At 72.7% G+C, this 19,276-nt stretch carries 21 protein-coding genes; 4 read left to right on the forward strand and 17 right to left on the reverse strand.

Annotated elements, in window-relative coordinates; translation table 11 throughout:
* Positions 1–29: 29 nt before the first annotated feature.
* Together ABZ565_RS18150 and ABZ565_RS18155 are read left to right on the forward strand one after the other, a co-directional pair.
* Positions 30–611 (forward strand): TIGR03086 family metal-binding protein, encoded by a 582-nt coding sequence (locus ABZ565_RS18150; RefSeq protein ID WP_361027309.1) that lies wholly within the window; start codon positions 30–32, stop codon positions 609–611.
* 68 nt (positions 612–679) lie between these two features.
* On the forward strand, positions 680–1,312 hold the full coding sequence (locus tag ABZ565_RS18155) for a DsbA family protein (RefSeq protein WP_361027312.1): 633 nt from the start codon (positions 680–682) through the stop codon (positions 1,310–1,312).
* A 24-nt stretch (positions 1,313–1,336) separates the two neighbouring features.
* Here ABZ565_RS18155 and ABZ565_RS18160 read toward each other — a convergent pair whose 3' ends face one another.
* The 14 genes from ABZ565_RS18160 to ABZ565_RS18225 form a co-directional block, all read right to left on the reverse strand.
* On the reverse strand, positions 1,337–2,101 hold the full coding sequence (locus ABZ565_RS18160; protein ID WP_361027315.1) for a sirohydrochlorin chelatase: 765 nt from the start codon (positions 2,099–2,101) through the stop codon (positions 1,337–1,339).
* Between the two features lie 6 nt (positions 2,102–2,107).
* Positions 2,108–3,019, reverse strand: coding sequence for an ABC transporter permease (locus ABZ565_RS18165; protein WP_361027318.1), 912 nt, complete (start codon positions 3,017–3,019; stop codon positions 2,108–2,110).
* Positions 3,006–3,794 carry an ABC transporter ATP-binding protein gene (locus ABZ565_RS18170; protein WP_361027321.1) on the reverse strand — a complete coding sequence of 263 codons (789 nt, stop codon included), beginning with the start codon at positions 3,792–3,794 and terminating at the stop codon, positions 3,006–3,008. The genes ABZ565_RS18165 and ABZ565_RS18170 overlap by 14 nt, the downstream gene beginning before the upstream one ends.
* A 34-nt stretch (positions 3,795–3,828) precedes the next feature.
* On the reverse strand, positions 3,829–4,941 hold the full coding sequence (locus ABZ565_RS18175) for an aliphatic sulfonate ABC transporter substrate-binding protein (RefSeq protein WP_361027324.1): 1,113 nt from the start codon (positions 4,939–4,941) through the stop codon (positions 3,829–3,831).
* 225 nt (positions 4,942–5,166) lie between these two features.
* A complete protein-coding gene (locus ABZ565_RS18180; protein WP_361027327.1) occupies positions 5,167–6,498 on the reverse strand; it encodes a GTP-binding protein in 1,332 nt (443 codons plus the stop codon).
* On the reverse strand, positions 6,499–7,434 hold the full coding sequence (gene cysD / locus ABZ565_RS18185; RefSeq protein ID WP_361027330.1) for a sulfate adenylyltransferase subunit CysD: 936 nt from the start codon (positions 7,432–7,434) through the stop codon (positions 6,499–6,501).
* Entirely contained in the window at positions 7,431–8,000 is a 570-nt protein-coding gene (gene cysC, locus ABZ565_RS18190; protein ID WP_361027333.1) for an adenylyl-sulfate kinase, read from the reverse strand. The genes cysD and cysC overlap by 4 nt, the downstream gene beginning before the upstream one ends.
* Positions 8,000–8,716, reverse strand: coding sequence for a phosphoadenylyl-sulfate reductase (locus ABZ565_RS18195; protein WP_361027336.1), 717 nt, complete (start codon positions 8,714–8,716; stop codon positions 8,000–8,002). The genes cysC and ABZ565_RS18195 overlap by 1 nt, the downstream gene beginning before the upstream one ends.
* Complete coding sequence (locus tag ABZ565_RS18200; RefSeq protein ID WP_361027338.1) at positions 8,713–8,892, reverse strand: hypothetical protein; 180 nt, start codon at positions 8,890–8,892, stop codon at positions 8,713–8,715. Before ABZ565_RS18200 ends, ABZ565_RS18195 begins: the two co-directional genes overlap by 4 nt.
* Positions 8,889–10,586, reverse strand: a complete 1,698-nt coding sequence (locus ABZ565_RS18205) for a nitrite/sulfite reductase (protein ID WP_361027340.1) — start codon at positions 10,584–10,586, stop codon at positions 8,889–8,891. Before ABZ565_RS18205 ends, ABZ565_RS18200 begins: the two co-directional genes overlap by 4 nt.
* A 113-nt stretch (positions 10,587–10,699) precedes the next feature.
* Positions 10,700–10,783: a putative leader peptide gene (locus tag ABZ565_RS18210; protein WP_309486338.1), complete on the reverse strand. Its 84-nt coding sequence runs from the start codon at positions 10,781–10,783 to the stop codon at positions 10,700–10,702.
* Positions 10,784–10,967: 184 nt separating this feature from the next.
* Complete coding sequence (locus ABZ565_RS18215; RefSeq protein ID WP_361027343.1) at positions 10,968–11,564, reverse strand: GNAT family N-acetyltransferase; 597 nt, start codon at positions 11,562–11,564, stop codon at positions 10,968–10,970.
* A gap of 95 nt (positions 11,565–11,659) precedes the next feature.
* Entirely contained in the window at positions 11,660–12,940 is a 1,281-nt protein-coding gene (locus ABZ565_RS18220; protein WP_361027509.1) for a GAF domain-containing protein, read from the reverse strand.
* Between the two features lie 271 nt (positions 12,941–13,211).
* Positions 13,212–14,849, reverse strand: a complete 1,638-nt coding sequence (locus ABZ565_RS18225) for an acyl-CoA dehydrogenase family protein (protein WP_361027346.1) — start codon at positions 14,847–14,849, stop codon at positions 13,212–13,214.
* A 74-nt stretch (positions 14,850–14,923) separates the two neighbouring features.
* Here ABZ565_RS18225 and ABZ565_RS18230 point away from each other — a divergent pair, with 74 nt between their 5' ends.
* Entirely contained in the window at positions 14,924–16,057 is a 1,134-nt protein-coding gene (locus ABZ565_RS18230) for a YihY/virulence factor BrkB family protein (protein ID WP_361027512.1), read from the forward strand.
* 4 nt (positions 16,058–16,061) lie between these two features.
* Here ABZ565_RS18230 and ABZ565_RS18235 read toward each other — a convergent pair whose 3' ends face one another.
* On the reverse strand, positions 16,062–16,406 hold the full coding sequence (locus ABZ565_RS18235) for a CU044_2847 family protein (RefSeq protein ID WP_361027349.1): 345 nt from the start codon (positions 16,404–16,406) through the stop codon (positions 16,062–16,064).
* A gap of 55 nt (positions 16,407–16,461) precedes the next feature.
* Between ABZ565_RS18235 and ABZ565_RS18240 the strand changes: the two genes are divergently transcribed.
* On the forward strand, positions 16,462–17,157 hold the full coding sequence (locus ABZ565_RS18240; protein ID WP_361027515.1) for a helix-turn-helix domain-containing protein: 696 nt from the start codon (positions 16,462–16,464) through the stop codon (positions 17,155–17,157).
* Here ABZ565_RS18240 and ABZ565_RS18245 read toward each other — a convergent pair.
* Positions 17,154–17,549, reverse strand: coding sequence for a VOC family protein (locus ABZ565_RS18245; RefSeq protein ID WP_361027352.1), 396 nt, complete (start codon positions 17,547–17,549; stop codon positions 17,154–17,156). The two genes, ABZ565_RS18240 and ABZ565_RS18245, sit on opposite strands and share 4 nt — an antisense overlap.
* A 47-nt stretch (positions 17,550–17,596) precedes the next feature.
* Positions 17,597–19,150, reverse strand: a complete 1,554-nt coding sequence (locus ABZ565_RS18250) for a 3-hydroxyacyl-CoA dehydrogenase (protein ID WP_361027355.1) — start codon at positions 19,148–19,150, stop codon at positions 17,597–17,599.
* Positions 19,151–19,276 lie beyond the last annotated feature (126 nt).

Here is a 19,276-nt window from a genome sequence, read left to right on the forward strand (position 1 = left end):
GCCGCGCGCACCTGCCTAGGTTGGGGTGCATGAAGACCGAGCACGCCCATATGACCGAATGCGCCGCCGAGGCCGCCCGCGTGGCCCGGGGCGTCACCGCACCACAGCTGGAGGCCACCATCACGCCCTGCGCGGACTGGGACCTGCGCACCCTCGTCAACCACTGGGTCCTCTACACCTCGCACGGCATGGAGCACCGCGCCCGGCGCACCGAGCTCCCCGAGGAGCTGATCGCCCGCGACTTCACCGCCGACGCCGACTGGGCCGAGCGGTACGCCGCCCAGCTCGACCGGGCCGTCGCCGCCTGGTCCGACCCAGCCGTCTGGGAGGGCACCATCGGCGAGGGCGACTCCGCGTCCCCGGCCGCCGACACCGCCGCGATGCTCGTCGAGGAGATCGCGCTGCACGGCTGGGACGTGGCCCGGGCCACCGGCCAGGAGTTCCGGATCTCCGACGAGGCAGCCGCGTACCTCCTCGCCACCATCGAGAAGACGGCCGCGCTCTACCGCCAGTACGAGGGGTTCACCGAAGAGGTGGACGTCCCCGGCGCCACCGGGTTCACCCGCGCCCTGGCGCTGAGCGGGCGCGACCCCCAGTGGCGCGCGGGCTGAGATTGGCCCAGGCGGACGGGCGCCGAATGGCCCGGGGGAGTGCGCCACCGGCTGGCTAGGCTCGCTCCATGACCACTCACCCCGCCCCGGAACCGGGCAGGCCGGTCGTCGACTTCTACTTCGACCCGGCCTGCCCGTTCGCCTGGATCACCTCCCGCTGGATGCTGGAGGTGGAGCAGCACCGCGACATCGAGCTGCGCTTCCACGTCATGAGCCTCTACCTGCACAACGAGGGCAACGAACTCCCCGACTGGTACCGCGACCTGGTCGACCGGTCGATCGGCCCCGTCCGGGTCGCCGCCGCCGCGGCCGAGGAGTGCGGCGAGGAGATCCTGCGCGACCTCTACACCGCCTTCGGCAGTCGCATCCACCAGCAGAAGAACGAGGACTTCGACCAGGTCGTCGCCCAGTCCCTCGCCGAGCTCGACCTGCCCGCACACCTCGCGAAGGCCGCGCACGGCGAGGCGTACGACGAGGCCGTGCGGCGCAGCCACGAGGCCGGCCGGGACCCGGAGGCGGGCGGCTACGTCGGCACGCCCACCCTCCACGTCGACGGCACGGTGTGGTTCGGGCCGGTGCTCCGGGCGGTCCCGCGCGGCGAGGAGGCGGCCCGGCTCTTCGACAGCTTCCGGGTGCTCGCCGGCCACGCCGACTTCTTCGAGCTGAAGCGCACCCGGACCGGCGGCATCGACGTCGGCTGAACCGGGTCCGCCGCGCCGCTCGCCTCAGGCGCTGACCGCGACCGGCCGCGCCGCCGTCGCGTGGGCCTCGTCGTACCGGTCGAGCAGCAGCCGGGCCAGCTCCGGGGCCGGGCCCAGCACCCCGGCCAGCACGTCCGCGCCGGCCTCGGCCGCCCCCGCCGCGATGCGGTCCGGGAGGCGGCCGGGCGCGATCACATACGGGGCGACCGCCACCCGGCCGACCCCCTCGGCCCGCAGGGCACGTACCGCGTCCTCGGTACGGTCACCGGCACCAACAGCGGAGGCGAACGCAGGCCGCACGGAACACCAACCGGTGTGCCGCAGCTCCCGCGCGATTTCAGCGATCACTGCGTTCGCCTCCGGGTCTGATGAGCCCGCCGAGGCCAGGACGAGCCCGGTCGAGCCACGGTCGCCGGGGCGCACCCCGGCCTCGTACAGCCGCCGTTCCAGCGCGGCGTTCAGCAGCGGCGACGGGCCGAGCACCTCGGCCTGCCGGACCCGCAGCCGGGGCAGTGCCGCACGGGCCTCGCGCAACACCGCCGGGATGTCCGACTTGGCGTGGAAGGCCCGGGTGAGGAGCAGCGGCAGCGCCACCACCTCGGACGCCCCCTCGGCCGCCAGCCGTTCCAGGAGCCGCGGCACCGAGGGCGCGTTGAAGTCCAGGAACCCCGTCTCCACGCGCAGCCCGGGGCGCAGCGCCCGTACCCGCGCGGTCAGCGCGTGCACGGTCGCGGCGTGCCGAGGGTCGCGGCTGCCGTGGGCGATGACGAGGAGGACCGGAGAGGACATGGGGGCTCAGTTCTTGACGAGGAGGCCGCGGCTGCGCAGCACCCACCGCTCCAGCGGGCTGAAGATGAGCAGGTCGATGGCGATGCCGACGAAAAGGATCAGGATGATGGCGAGGAAGATCCCCGGCATGTCCGCGTTGTTGCGGCCGTTCTCCAGCAACTGGCCGAGCCCGAGGCCGAGGTCCGGGGACGAGGCGATGATCTCGGCGGCCATCAGCGAACGCCAGGAGAACGCCCAGCCCTGCTTGAGGCCCGCCAGATAGCCCGGCAGGGCGGCCGGCATCACGATCAGCCAGGTGCCGCGCATCCCGGTCGCGCCCAGGGTGCGGCCGGCCCGCAGGAAGAGCGGGGGCACCTGGTCGACGCCCGAGACCAGCCCGTTGGCGATCGAGGGCACCGCGCCGAGCAGGATGACCGCGAACATCATCGAATCGTTCAGCCCGAGCCAGATCACCGCCGGCGCCACCCAGGCCACCGAGGGCAGGGACTGGAGCCCGGACAGGATCGGGCCGATCGCGGCCCGGACGAACTTCACCCGGGCGACCAGCAGCCCCAGCGGGGTGCCGATCGCCACCGACAGCAGGAAGCCGAGCAGACCCCGCGAGACGCTGGTCCACACCACCTCCAGCAGCGTGCCCCGCAGCCACATGTCGTGGGCGCTGTCCCAGACGGCGGACGGCGAGGGCAGCTTGTAGTCCTCGGTCACCTCGCCCCAGACGAGGAGCTGCCAGACGACCAGGACCAGGGCCACCGCGGTGAGCGGGGGCAGGACCTTGCGCAGCAGGACCTCGCGCACCGGGGTGCGCTGCACCTGCACCGCGTCCAGGGCGTCCAGACCGGCTTCGAGGCCGGCCAGGTCGTCCGGCTTCCCGCCCCCGCCGGACCCCGCCTCGTCCGACTTGATGTCAGTGCTGGCCATGACGGCGGATCTCCCCACGCAGTTGTTCGGTGATCTCGACGGACAGTTCCGCGACGGCGGTGTCCTCGATACGGCGCGGCTGCTCGATGTCGACCGTCCACTCACGGGCGATCCGGCCGGGGCGGGACGAGAGCAGCACCACGCGCTCGGCGAGGCGCACGGCCTCGCGCACGTTGTGTGTGACGAAGAGGACCGAGACGTTCGTCTCGCGCCAGATCCGGGTCAGCTCGTCGTGCAGCACATCCCGGGTGATGGCGTCGAGCGCCGCGAACGGCTCGTCCATCAGCAGCAGTTGGCTGTCCTGGGCGAGCGCGCGGGCCATCGCCACGCGCTGCCGCATACCGCCGGACAGCTCGTGCACCCGCTTCCCGTACGCCCCGCCGAGCCGGACCAGTTCCAGCAGCCGTTCCGCCTCCTCACGGCGCTGGGACTTCGGCACCCCGCGCAGGCGCAGGGCCAGTTCGATGTTCTTGCCCGCGGTGAGCCACGGGAACAGGGCGTGCTCCTGGAACATCAGGGCGGGACGCCCGCCGGGGGTCTCGATGCTGCCCCCGGTCGGCCGGTCGAGCCCGGCCACCAGATTGAGCAGCGTCGACTTGCCGCACCCGGAGGCTCCCAGGAGGGTGACGAACTCGCCCGGGGCGACATCGAGCGTGATGTCGTCCAGGACCAGCTGCGTTCCCGCGGGCCCGGCGAAGGACTTCGAGACATGCGCGATACGAGCGGCGTGCCCGACCGAGACACGGTCCTCGGCCTTGGTGAGGGTGTTCGCCATGGTCGTCACCTCCTGGGGGTCTTCGGGCGGCTGGTTACTTGACGCCGAGGCCGGCGTCGTCGGCCTCGGGCTTGCCCGCGGCCTTGAGGATCTTGTTGAGCGGCTTCAGGTCGTAGATGCCCTTCAGGTCGGGCTCCTCCAGCAGACCGGCCTTGACCGCGTGCCGCGCCTCGGCATCGAGCGTGGCGGCCAGCGGGTCGTCGGTGATCTGGATCGACTTCCAGGCGGGGTCGAGGACCTCGGGCGGCAGCGCCTTGCCGGTGAGCTTCTTCAGCGCGGCGTTCGCGGAGTCCTTCGCCTTGTCCGGGTTGGCGTTGATCCAGGCGTTGGTGGCGACGGAACCGCGCAGCACGGCCTCGACGACGTCCGGGTGCTCCTTCAGGAACTTCTGCGACACGATGATGTTCGTGATCACGAACTTGTCGTCCGGCCACAGCGTCGACTCGTCCAGCAGTTCCTTCGCGCCCTCGGCGACCAGCTTGGAGGCGGTCGGCTCGGGGACCCAGGCGCCGTCGATGGAACCGGAGCGGTAGGCGTCGGGCGTCACCTTGTTGTCCGTACGGACGACGGAGACGTCACCCTTGCCGCTCTGGGCGTCGACCTTCCAGCCCTTCTCGGAGATCCAGTTGAGGAACGCCACGTCCTGGGTGTTGCCGAGCTGCGGGGTGGCGATCTTCTTGCCCTTGATGTCGTCCAGGGTCTTGATCTTCTTCGGGTTCACGACGAGCTTCACGCCGCCGGACGCGGAGCCGCCGATGATCCGCAGGTTCTTGCCCTTGGACTTGGTGTAGCCGTTGATGGACGGCGAGGGGCCGATGAAGCCGATGTCGATCGAGCTGGCATTCAGCGCCTCGATCTCGGACGGGCCGGCGTTGAAGGTGGCGGTCTTGAGCTGGGTGCCGCCCAGCTCCTTCTGGAACAGACCTTCCTGGTCGCCCACGAGCGCGGTGGCGTGCGTGAGGTTCGGGAAGTACCCGATGCGCACGGTGTCGGCGGAGAGCTTCTTGCCGCTGGCCGCGTTGACCTTCTTGGCGTCGTCGTCCGTCGACTCGGAGCCGTAGCCGCAGGCGGTCAGCGCCACGGCCAGCAGGGGCAGGGAGGCGACGGCGGCGATGCTGCGGCGCAGCGTGGTACGGGGGGCAGGCACGGGAGGTCTTCCTCTCGGAGGCCCGGAGCTCACGCCCCTCGTACGTGCGGGGGCGCGGCCGGGAAGTCGGCAGGTCTTCGGCGGTGCGGGCGGTGCAGCCGGGCGCGCAGGCAGTGCGCGTACGTCATCGCGCACATCGCCCGACTCCGCCCTGGCCGCTGCCCAGCGCGCCGCTGCCGACGCGGCCGCCCTCCTTCGCGAAGGTCGAGAAGACGTCGACGCCCATCAGAAGTCCCACTCCGCGTCGTCGTCCGCGACCGCCGGCTCATCGACGGCGGCGAACGAGGCGCCCGCCATGCCCGCCGACAGCGTGGTGCCGTCCGCCGGGTCGATCAGCAGGAAGGAACCGGTGCGGCGCGAGTCGGCGTACGCGTCGAGCGCCAGCGGCTCGGCGGTCCGGACCACGACCCGGCCGATGTCGTTGGCGACCAGCTTGCCCGGGGCCGGGTGCTGCGAGAGGTCGTCCAGGGTCAGCCGCGAGGGGATGTCCTTGACGATGGCCTTGACCGTGCGCGTGGTGTGCTTGAGCAGCACCCGCCGGCCCACGGTGAGCGGTTCGTCCGCGACGTGGCAGACGGTCGCCTCGACGTCCTGGGTGACGGCCGGCGCGTCGTCCACCGGCGCGATGAGGTCGCCCCGCGAGACGTCGATGTCGTCCGCCAGGCGCAGGGTCACCGACTGGGGCGCCCAGGCGATGTCCACGGAGTCGCCGAGCAGGTCGATGCCCTCGATCGTGGAGGTGCGGCCCGAGGGCAGCACGGTCACGGACTCGCCGACCCGGAACGCCCCGGCGGCGATCTGGCCCGCGTAGCCCCGGTAGTCGGGGTGCTCCGCGGTCTGCGGCCGGATCACGTACTGGACCGGGAAGCGGGCGTGGCAGCCGGTCAGGTCGTGGCTGACCGGGACCGTCTCCAGGTGCTCCAGGACGGTCGGGCCGCCGTACCAGTCCATGTGCGCGGACGGCTCCACGACGTTGTCGCCGGCCAGCGCGGAGATCGGGATCGCGGTGATCTCGGGGACCCCGAGCGATGCCGCGTACGCGGTGAACTCCTCGGCTATCGCGGCGAACACCGGCTCCGCGTAGTCCACCAGGTCCATCTTGTTGACGGCGAGGACGACGTGCGGCACACGCAGCAGGGCGGCGACGGCGGCGTGCCGGCGGGTCTGCTCGACCACCCCGTTGCGGGCGTCGACCAGGACCACGGCCAGCTCGGCCGTGGAGGCGCCGGTGACCATGTTCCGGGTGTACTGCACATGGCCCGGGGTGTCCGCGAGGATGAACCGGCGCCGGGGCGTGGCGAAGTAGCGGTAGGCGACATCGATGGTGATGCCCTGCTCGCGCTCGGCGCGCAGCCCGTCGGTGAGCAGCGCCAGGTCCGGCGCCTCCTGGCCCCGGTTGCGCGAGGCGTGCTCGACGGCCTCCAGCTGGTCGGTGAGGACCGACTTGGAGTCGTGCAGCAGGCGTCCCACGAGGGTGGACTTGCCGTCGTCGACCGACCCGGCGGTGGCGAAGCGCAGCAGGGTGGTGGCGCTCAACTGCTCAGCTGTGGTGGTCATTTAGAAGTACCCCTCGCGCTTGCGGTCTTCCATCGCGGCCTCGGACATCTTGTCGTCCGCGCGGGTGGCGCCCCGCTCGGTGAGCCGGGAGGCGGCGATCTCGGTGATCACGGCGTCCAGCGTGGTGGCGTCCGAGTCGACGGCGCCGGTGCAGGACATGTCGCCGACCGTGCGGTAGCGCACCTGGCGGGTCTCGGTGCTCTCGTGCTCCTTGGGCCCGCCCCAGTCGCCCGCGGTCAGCCACATGCCGGAGCGGTTGAACACCTCGCGCTCGTGGGCGAAGTAGATCGACGGGAGCTCGATGCCCTCGCGCTGGATGTACTGCCAGACGTCCAGCTCGGTCCAGTTGGAGATCGGGAAGACCCGGACGTGCTCGCCGGGCGCGTGCCGGCCGTTGTACAGCTGCCACAGCTCGGGGCGCTGGCGGCGCGGGTCCCACTGGGAGAACTCGTCGCGCAGCGAGAAGACCCGCTCCTTGGCGCGCGCCTTCTCCTCGTCGCGCCGCCCGCCGCCGAACACCGCGTCGAAGCGGTGCTGCTGGATGGCCTCGGTCAGCGGCACGGTCTGGAGCGGGTTACGGGTGCCGTCGGGGCGCTCGCGGAGCTTGCCGGCGTCGATGTACTCCTGCACGGAGGCGACGTGCAGCCGCAGCCCGTGCTCGGCGACCACGCGGTCGCGGTACGCCAGGACCTCGGGGAAGTTGTGCCCGGTGTCCACGTGCAGCAGGGCGAACGGCACCGGCGCCGGCGTGAACGCCTTGAGCGCCAGGTGCAGCATCAGGATCGAGTCCTTGCCGCCCGAGAACAGGATCACCGGCCGCTCGAACTCGCCCGCCACCTCGCGGAAGATGTGCACCGCCTCGGACTCCAGCGAGTCCAGGTGGCTCAGCGCGTACGGATGGCCGGTGCCCTCTTGCACAGTCGCGACGGTCGTCACGCCGCACCCCTCTCGCTCAGCAGCGCGTACAGCTCCGCCGCGGACTCCTGCACGGTCTGGCGGTGCGACTCGATCCGCAGATCGGGTGACTCGGGTGCCTCGTAGGGGTCGTCCACCCCGGTGAGCCCGCTGATCTCGCCCGCCGCCTGCTTGGCGTAAAGCCCCTTCACATCGCGCTCCGAGCACACCTCGACCGGAGTGGCGACGTGCACCTCCAGATACGCGGTGCCCTCGGCCTGGTGCCGCTTGCGGACGGCGTCCCTGCTGTCCGCGTACGGGGCGATGACCGGGACCAGCACCTTGACGCCGTTCGCCGCCAGCAGTTCGGCGACGAAGCCGATCCGCTGCACGTTGGTGTGCCGGTCCTCGCGCGAGAAACCGAGGCCCGCCGAGAGGAACTCGCGGATCTCGTCGCCGTCGAGCACCTCCACGCGGTGGCCCTCGGCGCGCAGCCGCCCGGCGAGTTCATAGGCGATGGTGGTCTTGCCGGCGCTCGGCAGACCGGTCAGCCAGACGGTGGCCCCCGTCTCCGTCACGCTCATCGAGATCTCCTGATCAGTCGTCATCAGCCGTGCAGCCCGCACTCGGTCTTGCCCCGCCCGGCCCAGCGGCCGGCCCGGGCGTCCTCGCCCTCCAGCACCCGGCGGGTGCAGGGCGCGCAGCCCACGGAGGCGTAACCGTCCATCAGCAGCGGGTTGGTGAGCACCCCGTGCTCGGCGACGTAGGCGTCCACGTCGTCCTGGGTCCAGCGGGCGATCGGCGAGACCTTCACCTTCCGGCGCTTCTCGTCCCAGCCGACGACCGGGGTGTTCGCCCGGGTCGGGGACTCGTCGCGGCGCAGCCCGGTTGCCCAGGCCGCGTACGCGGTCAGGCCCTCTTCCAGGGGCTTGACCTTGCGCAGCTTGCAGCAGAGGTCGGGGTCGCGGTCGTGCAGCTTCGGCCCGTACTCGGCGTCCTGCTCGGCGACCGTCTGGCGCGGGGTCAGTGTGATGACGTTGACGTCCATCACGGCGTCGACCGCGTCCCGGGTGCCGATGGTCTCCTCGAAGTGGTAGCCGGTGTCGAGGAACACCACGTCGACGCCGGGCATCACCCGGGAGGCGAGGTGCGCGACGACCGCGTCCTCCATCGAGGAGGTGACGCAGAACCGGGGGCCGAAGGTGTCGGTGGCCCACTTGAGGATGTCGGGCGCCGAGGCGTCCTCCAGCTCGCGTCCGGCCCGCTCGGCGAGCTCCCGCAGCTCCTCGTCGGTGAGCTTGTCGATGTCCTGAGCGACCGTCATATCCCGTCCCCTCCAGCATTGTCGGGCGTCAGTCCCCGGCTCAGCAGGCCCAGGAACTTCAGCTGGAACGCCCGATTGCAGGAGGCGCATTCCCATGCCCCGTGCCCGGCCTCGTGCGGGCGCAGGTCCTCGTCGCCGCAGTACGGGCAGTGGAACGGGGCGGCGCGCTCGCTCATGACAGCGACTCCGCACTGGCGCGTGCCGCCCAGGTGGCGAAGCGCTCGTCGGCCTCGCGCTCCTCCTGGAACCGGCCGAGCACCCGCTCGACGTAGTCGGGAAGTTCGGCGGAGGTGACCTTCAGGCCGCGCACCTTGCGGCCGAAGCCGGCGTCCAGGCCGAGGGCGCCGCCCAGGTGGACCTGGTAGCCCTCCACCTGCTCGCCGTTCTCGTCCAGGACGAGCTGGCCCTTGAGACCGATGTCCGCGGTCTGGATGCGGGCGCAGGCGTTGGGGCAGCCGTTGATGTTGATGGTCAGGGGCTCGTCGAAGTCGGGGAGCCTGCGCTCCAGTTCCTCGATGAGGGAGGCGCCGCGCGCCTTCGTCTCGACGATCGCCAGCTTGCAGTACTCGATGCCGGTGCAGGCCATCGTGCCGCGCCGGAAGGTCGAGGGCTTCACCTGGAAGCCGAGCGACTCAAGACCGGCGGACAGGGACTCGACCCGGTCCTGCTCGACGTCGAGGATGATCATCTTCTGTTCGACGGTGGTCCGGACCCGGCCGGAGCCGTGCTCCTCGGCCAGCTCCGCGATCTTGGAGAGCGTCGAGCCGTCGACCCGGCCGACCCGGGGGGCGAACCCGACGTAGAAGCGGCCGTCCTGCTGCTGGTGGACGCCGATGTGGTCGCGCCACCGGCTGCTCGGTTCCGCCGGGGCGGGCCCGTCCAGCAGCGGGCGCTTCAGGTACTCGTCCTCCAGAATCTGGCGGAACTTGGCGACGCCCCAGTCGGCGACCAGGAACTTCAGCCGGGCCCGGTTGCGCAGCCGCCGGTAGCCGTAGTCCCGGAAGATGCCCACCACGCCGGCCCAGACGTCCGCGACCTCGTCCAGCGGCACCCAGGCGCCGAGGCGTTCGGCGAGCCGGGGGTTGGTGGACAGGCCGCCGCCGACCCAGAGGTCGAAGCCCGGTCCGTGCTCGGGGTGTTCGACGCCCACGAAGGCGATGTCGTTGATCTCGTGGACGACATCCTGGACCGGGGAGCCGGAGATCGCGGTCTTGAACTTGCGGGGCAGGTTGGAGAATTCGGGACTGCCGATGTACCGGGCGTGGATCTCCTCCAGCGCCGGGGTGCCGTCGATGATCTCGTCGGCGGCGATGCCCGCCACCGGGGAGCCGATCATCGTACGGGGGCAGTCGCCGCACGCCTCGGTGGTGGAGAGCCCGACGGCCTCCAGCTTCTGCCAGATCGCCGGGACGTCCTCGATCCGGATCCAGTGCATCTGGACGTTCTGCCGGTCGGTGATGTCCGCGCTGCCCCGCGCGTACTCCTGCGAGATCTCGCCGATGACGCGCAGCTGCTCGGTGGTCAGCTTCCCGCCGTCGATGCGGACCCGCATCATGAAGTACTTGTCCTCCAGCTCCTCGGGCTCCAGCACCGCGGTCTTGCCGCCGTCGATGCCGGCCTTGCGCTGGGTGTAGAGCCCCCACCAACGCATGCGCCCACGAAGGTCGTTGGGGTCGATCGAATCGAATCCGCGCTTGGAGTAGATCGTCTCAATGCGTGTCCGCACGTTGAGACTGTCGTCGTCCTTCTTGAACTGCTCATTGCCGTTGAGGGGAGTGTAGTGCCCCAGCGCCCACTGGCCTTCGCCGCGGTGGCGGCCCACCTTGCGGCGAGGCGCGGCGGGCGCAGGCTTTTCCGGGGTTGCGGCCATGACAGTACGTCCTTCGGGACTGCGGGAGGGCGGCTCTGAACGGCACACTCGCGTGAGGCGCGGCGGTGCGCAGGGCTGAACTGAAGCAAGGGAATCTCGGCGGTGCTGGACTCTCAGCTCGCCGGACAGATGGCGCTGGACATGCGGCCGAGGTCGACGTGGCGTCGACTCACCAAGGCAATTCCAGTTCCGGACATGACGGAAGCGTGTCATGGGGATCTCGCGGCAGTCCACCACTATCCATGATGTGGACGGCCTGGTCCCGCTTGATGAGACGCTGTGGCGCCCGTCACGCATGTGACGGGCGCCGCGTGGGGCGTAGAACAGGACAAGCAAGGGGATTTGCCGCCGAAACGGTTACGGGGGTGTGCGGGGTGCGGCTCAGCGGCCGGAGCCCGGCCACGGGCCGGGGGTGGGCACCGGCTCCTCCAGCTCCGTCCGCGTGTCGAACAGCCGGAAGCCGCGCCTCAGGTAGTTGTCCATCGCGTGCGGACCATCCTTGGAGCAGGTGTGCAGCCACACCCGCTTCGTCGCCGGCCGCTCCGGCCACCGCTCGGCGAGGTCCCAGGCGCGGGCGGTGCCGTACGACAGCAGGTGACCGCCGATCCGCCGTCCCCGGAAGGCCGGGATCAGCCCGAAGTACATGATCTCGACCACGCCATCCTCCTGCGGGTCCAGCTCGATGTAGCCCGCGGGCGTGCCGTTCGCGTACGCCACCCACGTCTCCGCGCCCGGCCGCTCCAGGGCCTCCCGCCACTGCGCGTACGTCATGCCGAGGCGGTCCGTCCACCGGATGTCACCGCCGACCGCCGTGTACAGAAAGCGGCTGAACTCGGGCAGCGGCACCTCGGACCGCACGACCCGGACCCCCGCGTCCGGCACGGCGGACGGCCGCAGATCGTCGGGGGAGGTCTGCTCCAGGGACCAGACGGTCACCTCTTCGCGGGCCGGCGCATCAGGACGTACGGGGTCGCTCATGGCTGCCAGACAACCATGCCCCGCCCTTCCCGCCCCACCCGGCCCCTGGTCACCGGGGCCTCTCGCGAACCCCGCCCCTGGTCACCGGGGCCTCGTCACCGCGCCCCCGGCCCCTCCCGCTCACGCGCCGCCCGCGCCGCCGCCACCACCGGGGCCTGCGAGCGCGGCAGCAGATCGGCCGGGTGCTCCGGGTGGACCACCTCCACCTCCACGCCCTCGCCGAAGCGGTACGGGCGGTGCGCCAGCACCTCGGCCAGATGGCGCCGCAGCCGCGATATCTCCGCCCGGACCGTCACCGTCCTGGTCGCGTCGCCGAACAGGTCCTGCGCCAGCTCGGAGGCCGTACGCCCCTCGCGGTGCAGCGCCAGCGCGTACAGCAGCTCGGCGTGGCGCGGGGAGAGCCGCTGGGTCCAGGTGCCCACCGGGCTCACCACGTTCACCGCGAGCCCACGCGGCCGGCTCAGATCGAGGACCACCCGGCGCGGCGGGCTGTCCATCGCCCCGTCCGCGACCTGCACCAGCCAGCCGCCCGGCAGCGGCTCCACCCGGCACATCCCCAGCGACGGCAGCCACACCCGGCCCGGCCCCAGCGACTTCGGCAGCGGCAGCCGGTCCACCGGGGGCATCCCCGTCACCGCCGCCGTCCAGCCGTGGCCGTCCACCGCCACCGCACGGCCGCCGAGCCGGCTCAGGACCGGGGCGGCCACCGCGCGCAGCCGGTCCACCGCCTCCAGGTGGCGCACCCGGATCTCGCTCTCCGCCAGCCGGGCCACCGACCGCACCAGGGCCAGCGTCGTCGGGTGGAACGTGGACGCGGGCCCGCTGATGTCCACGATCCCCATCAGCCGGCCGTCCCGGGGATCGCGCACCGGGGCCGCCGCGCACGTCCAGCCGTGCAGACTGCGCACGAAGTGCTCCGCCGAGTGCACCTGCACCGGGGCGCGGGCCGCGAGCGCGGTACCGATCGCGTTGGTGCCGGTGATCTCCTCGGACCACGCCGCGCCCTCCGCGAGGCAGATGTCGTCGGCCCGGCGCAGCACCCCCGTGTTGCCCTCGCGCCACAGGACCCGGCCCTCCATATCGGTGACGACCATGATCTGCTGCGAGGCGTCCGCGATGCTCGTCAGCCCGTCGCTGAGCAGCGGCATCACCTCGCCCAGCGCGGAGCTGCGGCGCCGGTGCTCGATCTCGTCCGCCTCCAGCAGCCTGCTGTGCGTCGGCTGCTCGGGATCGAGGCCGCTGCGCAGCACCCGGTCCCAGGAAGCGCCGATCTCCGCCCGGGGCACGGCGGGCATGCGGTCGCCCGCCATCCGCGCCTCACGGGACCGGTGCACCAGCCGCCTGGCCTGCGCGCTCTCCTGAGCGGCCGGCCGCATCGCGTCGGCCGAAGTCGTCTCCACGCCGGTTCCCCCTCACCCAGTGCCGGCCCGGTGCGCGGGCCGCGCCCCCATCCTGCCGCCGCCCGGGCCGCGATACCGCAACTCCACACAATGGTTGCAACCCTCTGCAACTCTGGCGAGGGTCCCCGGACCGTACAAGAGTGGCGGGCACACCGCACCGCGGGGCCCCCGGCCCTCACGTGCGGTGTGTACAGCATGGGGGGTGGTGCCGTGTCGGCGCAGCACCACCCCCCGTCGCTGCACCCGGTCAGTGCTCCACCGGCCGGGCCCGGGCCACGACCGACGCCAGATCCAGGGTGTGCGGAAGGGTCCCGAACGCCGCGCCCCCGTCCCCGCCCAGGCGCGAAGCGCAGAAGGCGTCGGCCACCTCGGGCGGCGCCCAGCGCACCAGCAGCGAGCCCTGGAGCACCAGCGCGATGCGCTCCACGACCCGGCGCGCCCGCGCCTCGATCCCCGCCAGGTCGGCCAGCTCCGTCAGCATGTCCCGGATCGCCGCGTCCAGCCGGTGATCGGCGCCCCGGGCCCGCCCGACCTCCTGGAGGAACGCGTTCAGCGCGAGCGGTTCGCGCCGCAGCACCCGCAGCACGTCCAGCGCCTGCACGTTCCCGGAGCCCTCCCAGACCGAGTTGAGCGGCGCCTCCCGCAGCAGCCGGGGCATCCCCGACTCCTCCACGTAGCCGTTGCCGCCCAGGCACTCCAGCGCCTCGCCCACCAGCGGCGTACACCGCTTGGTCACCCAGTACTTCGCTGCCGGCACCGCGATCCGCAGGAACGCCGCCTCGCTCTCGCCGTCGTCGTCGTACGCCGCCGCCAGCCGCATCGCCAGCACGGTCGCCGCCTCCGACTCCACCGCCAGATCGGCCAGTACGTTGCGCATCAGCGGTTTGTCCACGAGCGGGCCGCCGAACGCGGACCGGTGCGTCGTGTGGTGGACCGCCTGGGCCACCGCCTGCCGCATCAGCGCCGCCGAACCGGTCACGCAGTCCAGCCGGGTCGCCGCCACCATCCCCATGATCGTGCGGACGCCCTGCCCCTCCTCACCGATCCGCCGCGCCCACGTCCCGTCGAACTCGACCTCCGCCGAGGCGTTGGACCGGTTGCCCAGCTTGTCCTTGAGCCGCTGGATCGCGAACGGGTTGCGGGTGCCGTCCGGCAGGACCCGGGGCAGCAGGAAGCAGGTCAGCCCGTCCGGCGCCTGAGCGAGGACCAGGAAGCCGTCGGACATCGGCGCCGAGCAGAACCACTTGTGCCCGGTCAGCACGTACCCGCCGTCCTCGGACAGCGGCTCGGCCCGCGTGGTGTTCGCCCGTACGTCCGAGCCGCCCTGCTTCTCCGTCATGCCCATCCCGAGCAGCGCCCCGGCCTTCAGCCCGGGCGGGCGCAGCCCCTCCTCGTACACCCGCGAGGTCAGCAAGGGCTCCCACTCGGCGGCCACCTCCGGCTCGGTGCGCAGGGCCGGCACCGCCGCGTGCGTCATGGAGAGCGGGCAGCCGTGGCCCGCCTCCGCCTGCGTCCACACGAGGAAGCCCGCCGCCCGGCGGACATGTCCGCCCGGCCGGTCCCAGGCGCCGGTCAGACCCGCGCCCACGGCGTGCCCGAGCAGCCGGTGCCAGGCCGGGTGGAAGTCGACCTCGTCGATCCGGTGCCCGTAGCGGTCATGGGTGCGCAGCCTCGGCGGGTACGCGTTCGCCTCGGCGCCCCAGGACGCGGCCTGCGCGGAGCCGGCCGACCGGCCGAGCGCGGTGAGCCCCTCGCGGGCCTCGTCCAGGACCTCGGGCGGAAGATGACGTTCCACGGCCTCGCCGAGCGCCCGGTCCGCGCCGAAGACGTCATGGCCGAGCAGGGGAGGGGGCTGGTTGGACACGGTGTGGGTGGTGGTCGCCATGCCGATACGGTAAGGACGTGCAGGCAGCAGACGAAACACCCGAGCGGCCACCGGGCCGGCTCCACCGGGCCCGAGTGCTCTACCGCAACGTCTCCAAGCGGCAGCTCGCCTGGCAGCTGCTCAAGGACACGGTCAACTCGTGCATGGAGTACCGCATCCTCGGACTCGCCGCCGAGGCCGCGTTCTTCACCCTGCTGTCCCTGCCCCCGCTGCTCCTCGGCCTCATCGGCCTGCTCGGTTACGTGGACGAGTGGACCAGCACCGCCACGGTCGCGTCCATCGAGCGCAACATCCTCAGCGCGGCCCACACCGTGCTCTCCGAGCGCGGCGTCAACGACTTCGCCAAGCCGCTCCTGGCCGACGTCACGACCGGGGCCCGGCCCGACGTCATCTCCATCGGCTTCGCGATCGCCCTGTGGTCCGGCTCCCGCGCGGTCAACGTCTTCATCGACACGATCACCGTCATGTACGGGCTCGACGGCCAGCGCGGCATCGTCAAGACCCGGATGCTCGCCTTCCTGCTGTACGTGGTGGCGCTCCTGCTCGGTGCGGTCGTGCTGCCGCTGCTCGTGGTGGGCCCGGACCGGGTCGTGGAGCTCATACCGTGGGGCACCGAGGTCATAAGCGTCCTGTACTGGCCGCTCGTCATCGTGCTCTCGGTCGCCTTCCTCACCACCCTCTACCACGTGTCCGTGCCGGTCCGTTCGCCGTGGATCGAGGACACGCCGGGCGCCCTGGTGGCCCTGGCGATGTGGGTGCTCGGCAGCTTCCTGCTCCGGATCTACCTGACCAGTACGGTCGAGGGCCCCACGATCTACGGATCGCTGGCCGCCCCCATCGCGGTGCTGCTGTGGATCGGCGTCTCCGCCTTCGCGGTGCTGGTCGGCGCCGCCGTCAACGCGGCCATCGACCGGGTCTGGCCCTCGGTGGCGACGGCCGCCGCCCGCGCCGCCAACGACCGGGTGCGCGCCGCCCAGGCCGCCGAGTTCGTGGCCCGCACCCAGGCGGAGAGCTGGCACGGCGGCCCGCTGCCCGACGAGGACGACGACGAGGACGACGGCGACGGCGACGAGGGCGACAGCCCGTACATGCCCTCCGAGTTCCCCGAGCGCTGGTCGCGGTTCCTGCCGCCGGACGACGTGAAGTCCCGGCTACAGAAGCCCGGCCGCGAGAAGGACGCCGACCGGTCGAACCCGTACGACGAGTGAGCGCTCAGTCGGCGGCCGTCGTGCCCTGCGACCCCGGCGACCAGGACAGTTTCACCGTGAGGTGCCCCTCCAGCGCGCTCTTCGCGATCACCGCGCCCGCCTCCGAGGTGATCTTCACGCCGAACTCCAGCTCCACCCCGTCCGGCTGCAGCCGCCCGTCCCGGAACACGGCGAGCGCCGACTCGGCCGCCGACCGGATGCCCTCAAGGGCGCTGTCGAACGTGCGCCCCGCGCGCGCCAGGGCGTGCTGCCCGTCCCGCGACACCAACTGCGCCCCCGGCGCGTGACGGTCGACCTCCACGGTCACCGTCGCCCCGTTGTCCGTGGTGAACTCCATCAGTGCCGCCATGACCGCCCCCGTAGCCGATACGTACGCTGCCGTGTCCGTGGACGACACTAGTGGCATGGGCGACAGCTACACAGAGCGCGCGTCGGGGCTCGACGGCGCACGGGTGTGGGCCCTGACCGTCGAGCCGGGCACCGCCCATCCGGTGCTGCCCGACGGCTGCATGGACCTGCTGTGGAACGGGGACCGGCTGCTCGTCGCCGGGCCCGACACCCACACCGCGCGCTCCACCGGAACCGGCGGCAACTGGTCCGGCATCCGCTTCGCCCCCGGTGCCGCCCCCGCCCTGCTGGGCGTCCCCGCCGACGAGCTGCGCGATCTCCGGGTCCCGCTCGCGGCGCTGTGGCCCGGGGCCGCGGTCCGCCGCCTCACCGAACGCCTCGCCGAAGCGGCGGACCCGGCCGCCGCACTGGAGGACATCGCCCTGGACCGGGCGTCCCGCACCGAGCCCCCGGACCCGGTCATGCGCGCGGTCGCCGCGCGGCTGGAGGCGGGCGGCAGCGTCGCCGAGGCCGCCCGGAGCGCCGGGCTCGGCCCCCGCCAGCTGCACCGGCGCTCGCTGACCGCCTTCGGCTACGGGCCCAAGACGCTGGCCCGGGTGCTGCGCCTCCAGCGCGCCCTGGCCCTCGTGCGCTCCGGGCTGCCGTACGCCGAAGCGGCACTCGCGGCGGGCTGCGCCGACCAGGCCCATCTGGCGCGGGACATGCGCGACCTGGCCGGCACCACCCTGACCGCGTACTTCGGCCGTTCCTAGGCTTCCGAGGGGGCGAACAGCGAGACCGCGCAGCCGTCCGGGTCGAGGACGACGGCGTACCGCTGCCCCCACACCGCGTCCCAGGGCTTCAGATGGCCCCGGTAGCCGGCGCCGGTCAGGTCCTCGTAGACCGCGTCGACCTCCGCCGGGCTGTCGCACAGGAAGGCGAGCCCGAGGCGGTCCCCGCCGGCCGGCGGGTTCCAGTCGGGGTCGAAGGAGCGGACCACGTCCTCCGTGTCCCACATCAGGCGCCCGCCGCCCGGCAGGGTCACCTCCACATGGGGCGCGGACTCCGCACCGTCCGGGATGTCGAGCCCCAGCCGGCGGTAGAAGGCGAGGGATGCGGGGAGATCGGCGGCGGTGATGCCGACAGCGTCGAGTCGTGGAGTCATGGACCGAACGTAGGCGGGCCCGCGGCCCGCCGTCTTGTACGAATCGGTCACGGCGCCCCGAGCACATCCCCCGGCGACGTCCCCGGGTCCGTCAGCGCCAGCCCCAGCGCCGCGCGCTCCGTGACCCAGCGCGTCGGGCGGTGGCGCGGGTCGCCCGTCGACGCGTGCAGCGCCCGGTGCAGCTCCAGCATCCGGACCGCGCCGACCCGGTCGCCCCACGCCAGCGGGCCCACCGGGTAGCCGAGGCCCGTCGTGACGGCCACGTCGATGTCGGCCGGGGCGGCGAGCGCGCGCTCCGCGATGGACGCCGCGACCGACACGATGGAGGCCAGCAGCCGCTGCGCCACCGAGCCCGCCGTGTCCCGTACCACCGACACCGCGAACGGCTCCCCGCCGTCCGCCGCCCGGGCCAGCACCGCGCGGGCGTCCCGCGCCGCCGCCGCGTCGGCCGCCGGGGTCACCGCGAGCACGCGCCGCCGCCCCGCCGCGGGCAGCGGGTCGACGCCGAAGGTGCGCCCGGCGGGCAGCCCGTGCGCGGCGACCGCCGAGGCGACCGGGGTGCCCCAGACCGGGACCAGGACGACCGCCGCGCCGGACGGCCGCTCCCCGTGCTCCACGGCGGCGCCCGCCGAGGCCAGCGCCTCGCGGAGCGCGGTGGCTTCGGCCTCCCGGGCGGGGTCCGGCGCGAAGACGTGCACCGGTCGGCCCGCGTCCCCGGTGACCGGCGGCTCCGGCGCGGGGCCGGCGGCCCCGGGGCCGTACGCGTACCAGCCGCGACCGGTCTTGCGGCCGTGCAGCCCGGCCGCCACCCGGTTCGGGGTGAGGAAGGAGGGGCGGAGCCGGTCCTCGTAACGGAAGCCCTCCCAGATCGAGTCGATGACGGCGGCGGTCACATCGAGCCCGGTGAGGTCCATCAGCTCGAACGGGCCCATCCGCAGCCCCAGCACATCGCGCGCGATCCGGTCGATGTCCGCGGGCTCCCCGACGCTCTCCTCCAGCAGCGCCAGCGCCTCCGTCACCAGGCCGCGCCCGGCGTGGTTGATGAGGAAGCCCGGGGTGTCCGCGACCGTCACCGCGCGGTGGCCGCAGCCCTCCACGAGCGAGGTGAGCAGCGGCGGGATCTCCGGCCGGGTCGCCGCGCCGGGCACCACCTCCACGATCCGCATCAGCGGCACCGGGTTGAAGAAGTGCAGCCCGGCCAGGCGTGTCGGGTCCTTCAGTGCGGCGGCGATCCGGGTCACCGACAGCGAGGAGGTGTTGGTGGCGAACACGGCGGACCCGGGCAGCGCCTGCTCCAGCCGGCCGAACACCTCGGTCTTCGTCGCCAGGTCCTCGCGAACGGCCTCGATCACCAGCTCCACGTCGGGGCCCGCCGCCCACGGATCGTCCAGCGGGACCAGCCGCCCGGCCGCCGACTCCGCGTCCGCCGCAGCCATCCGCCCCTTGGCCACGGCCCGGTCCAGCATGGAGCGTACGAAGGCGACGGCGTCCGCCACCGCCTCGGCGCGTACGTCGCACAGCTCGACGGTGTGTCCGGCCGAGGCCGCCCACTGGGCGATGCCACGGCCCATGGCTCCGGCGCCGACGATCCTGATACGCATGCGGGTCACGGTCCTCTCACTGGGGCGGGCCGGGTGCCCGCGCTGCCGACGCTTTCAGCGGCTTTGATCGCCGTCCAATACCGAATTAGGCTCGGACCGAGACGCCGGAGGAATCAATGACGCGGG

Origin of the sequence: Streptomyces sp. NPDC016469 (assembly GCF_040632905.1) — a bacterium.
In the GTDB taxonomy this organism is placed as follows: domain Bacteria; phylum Actinomycetota; class Actinomycetes; order Streptomycetales; family Streptomycetaceae; genus Streptomyces.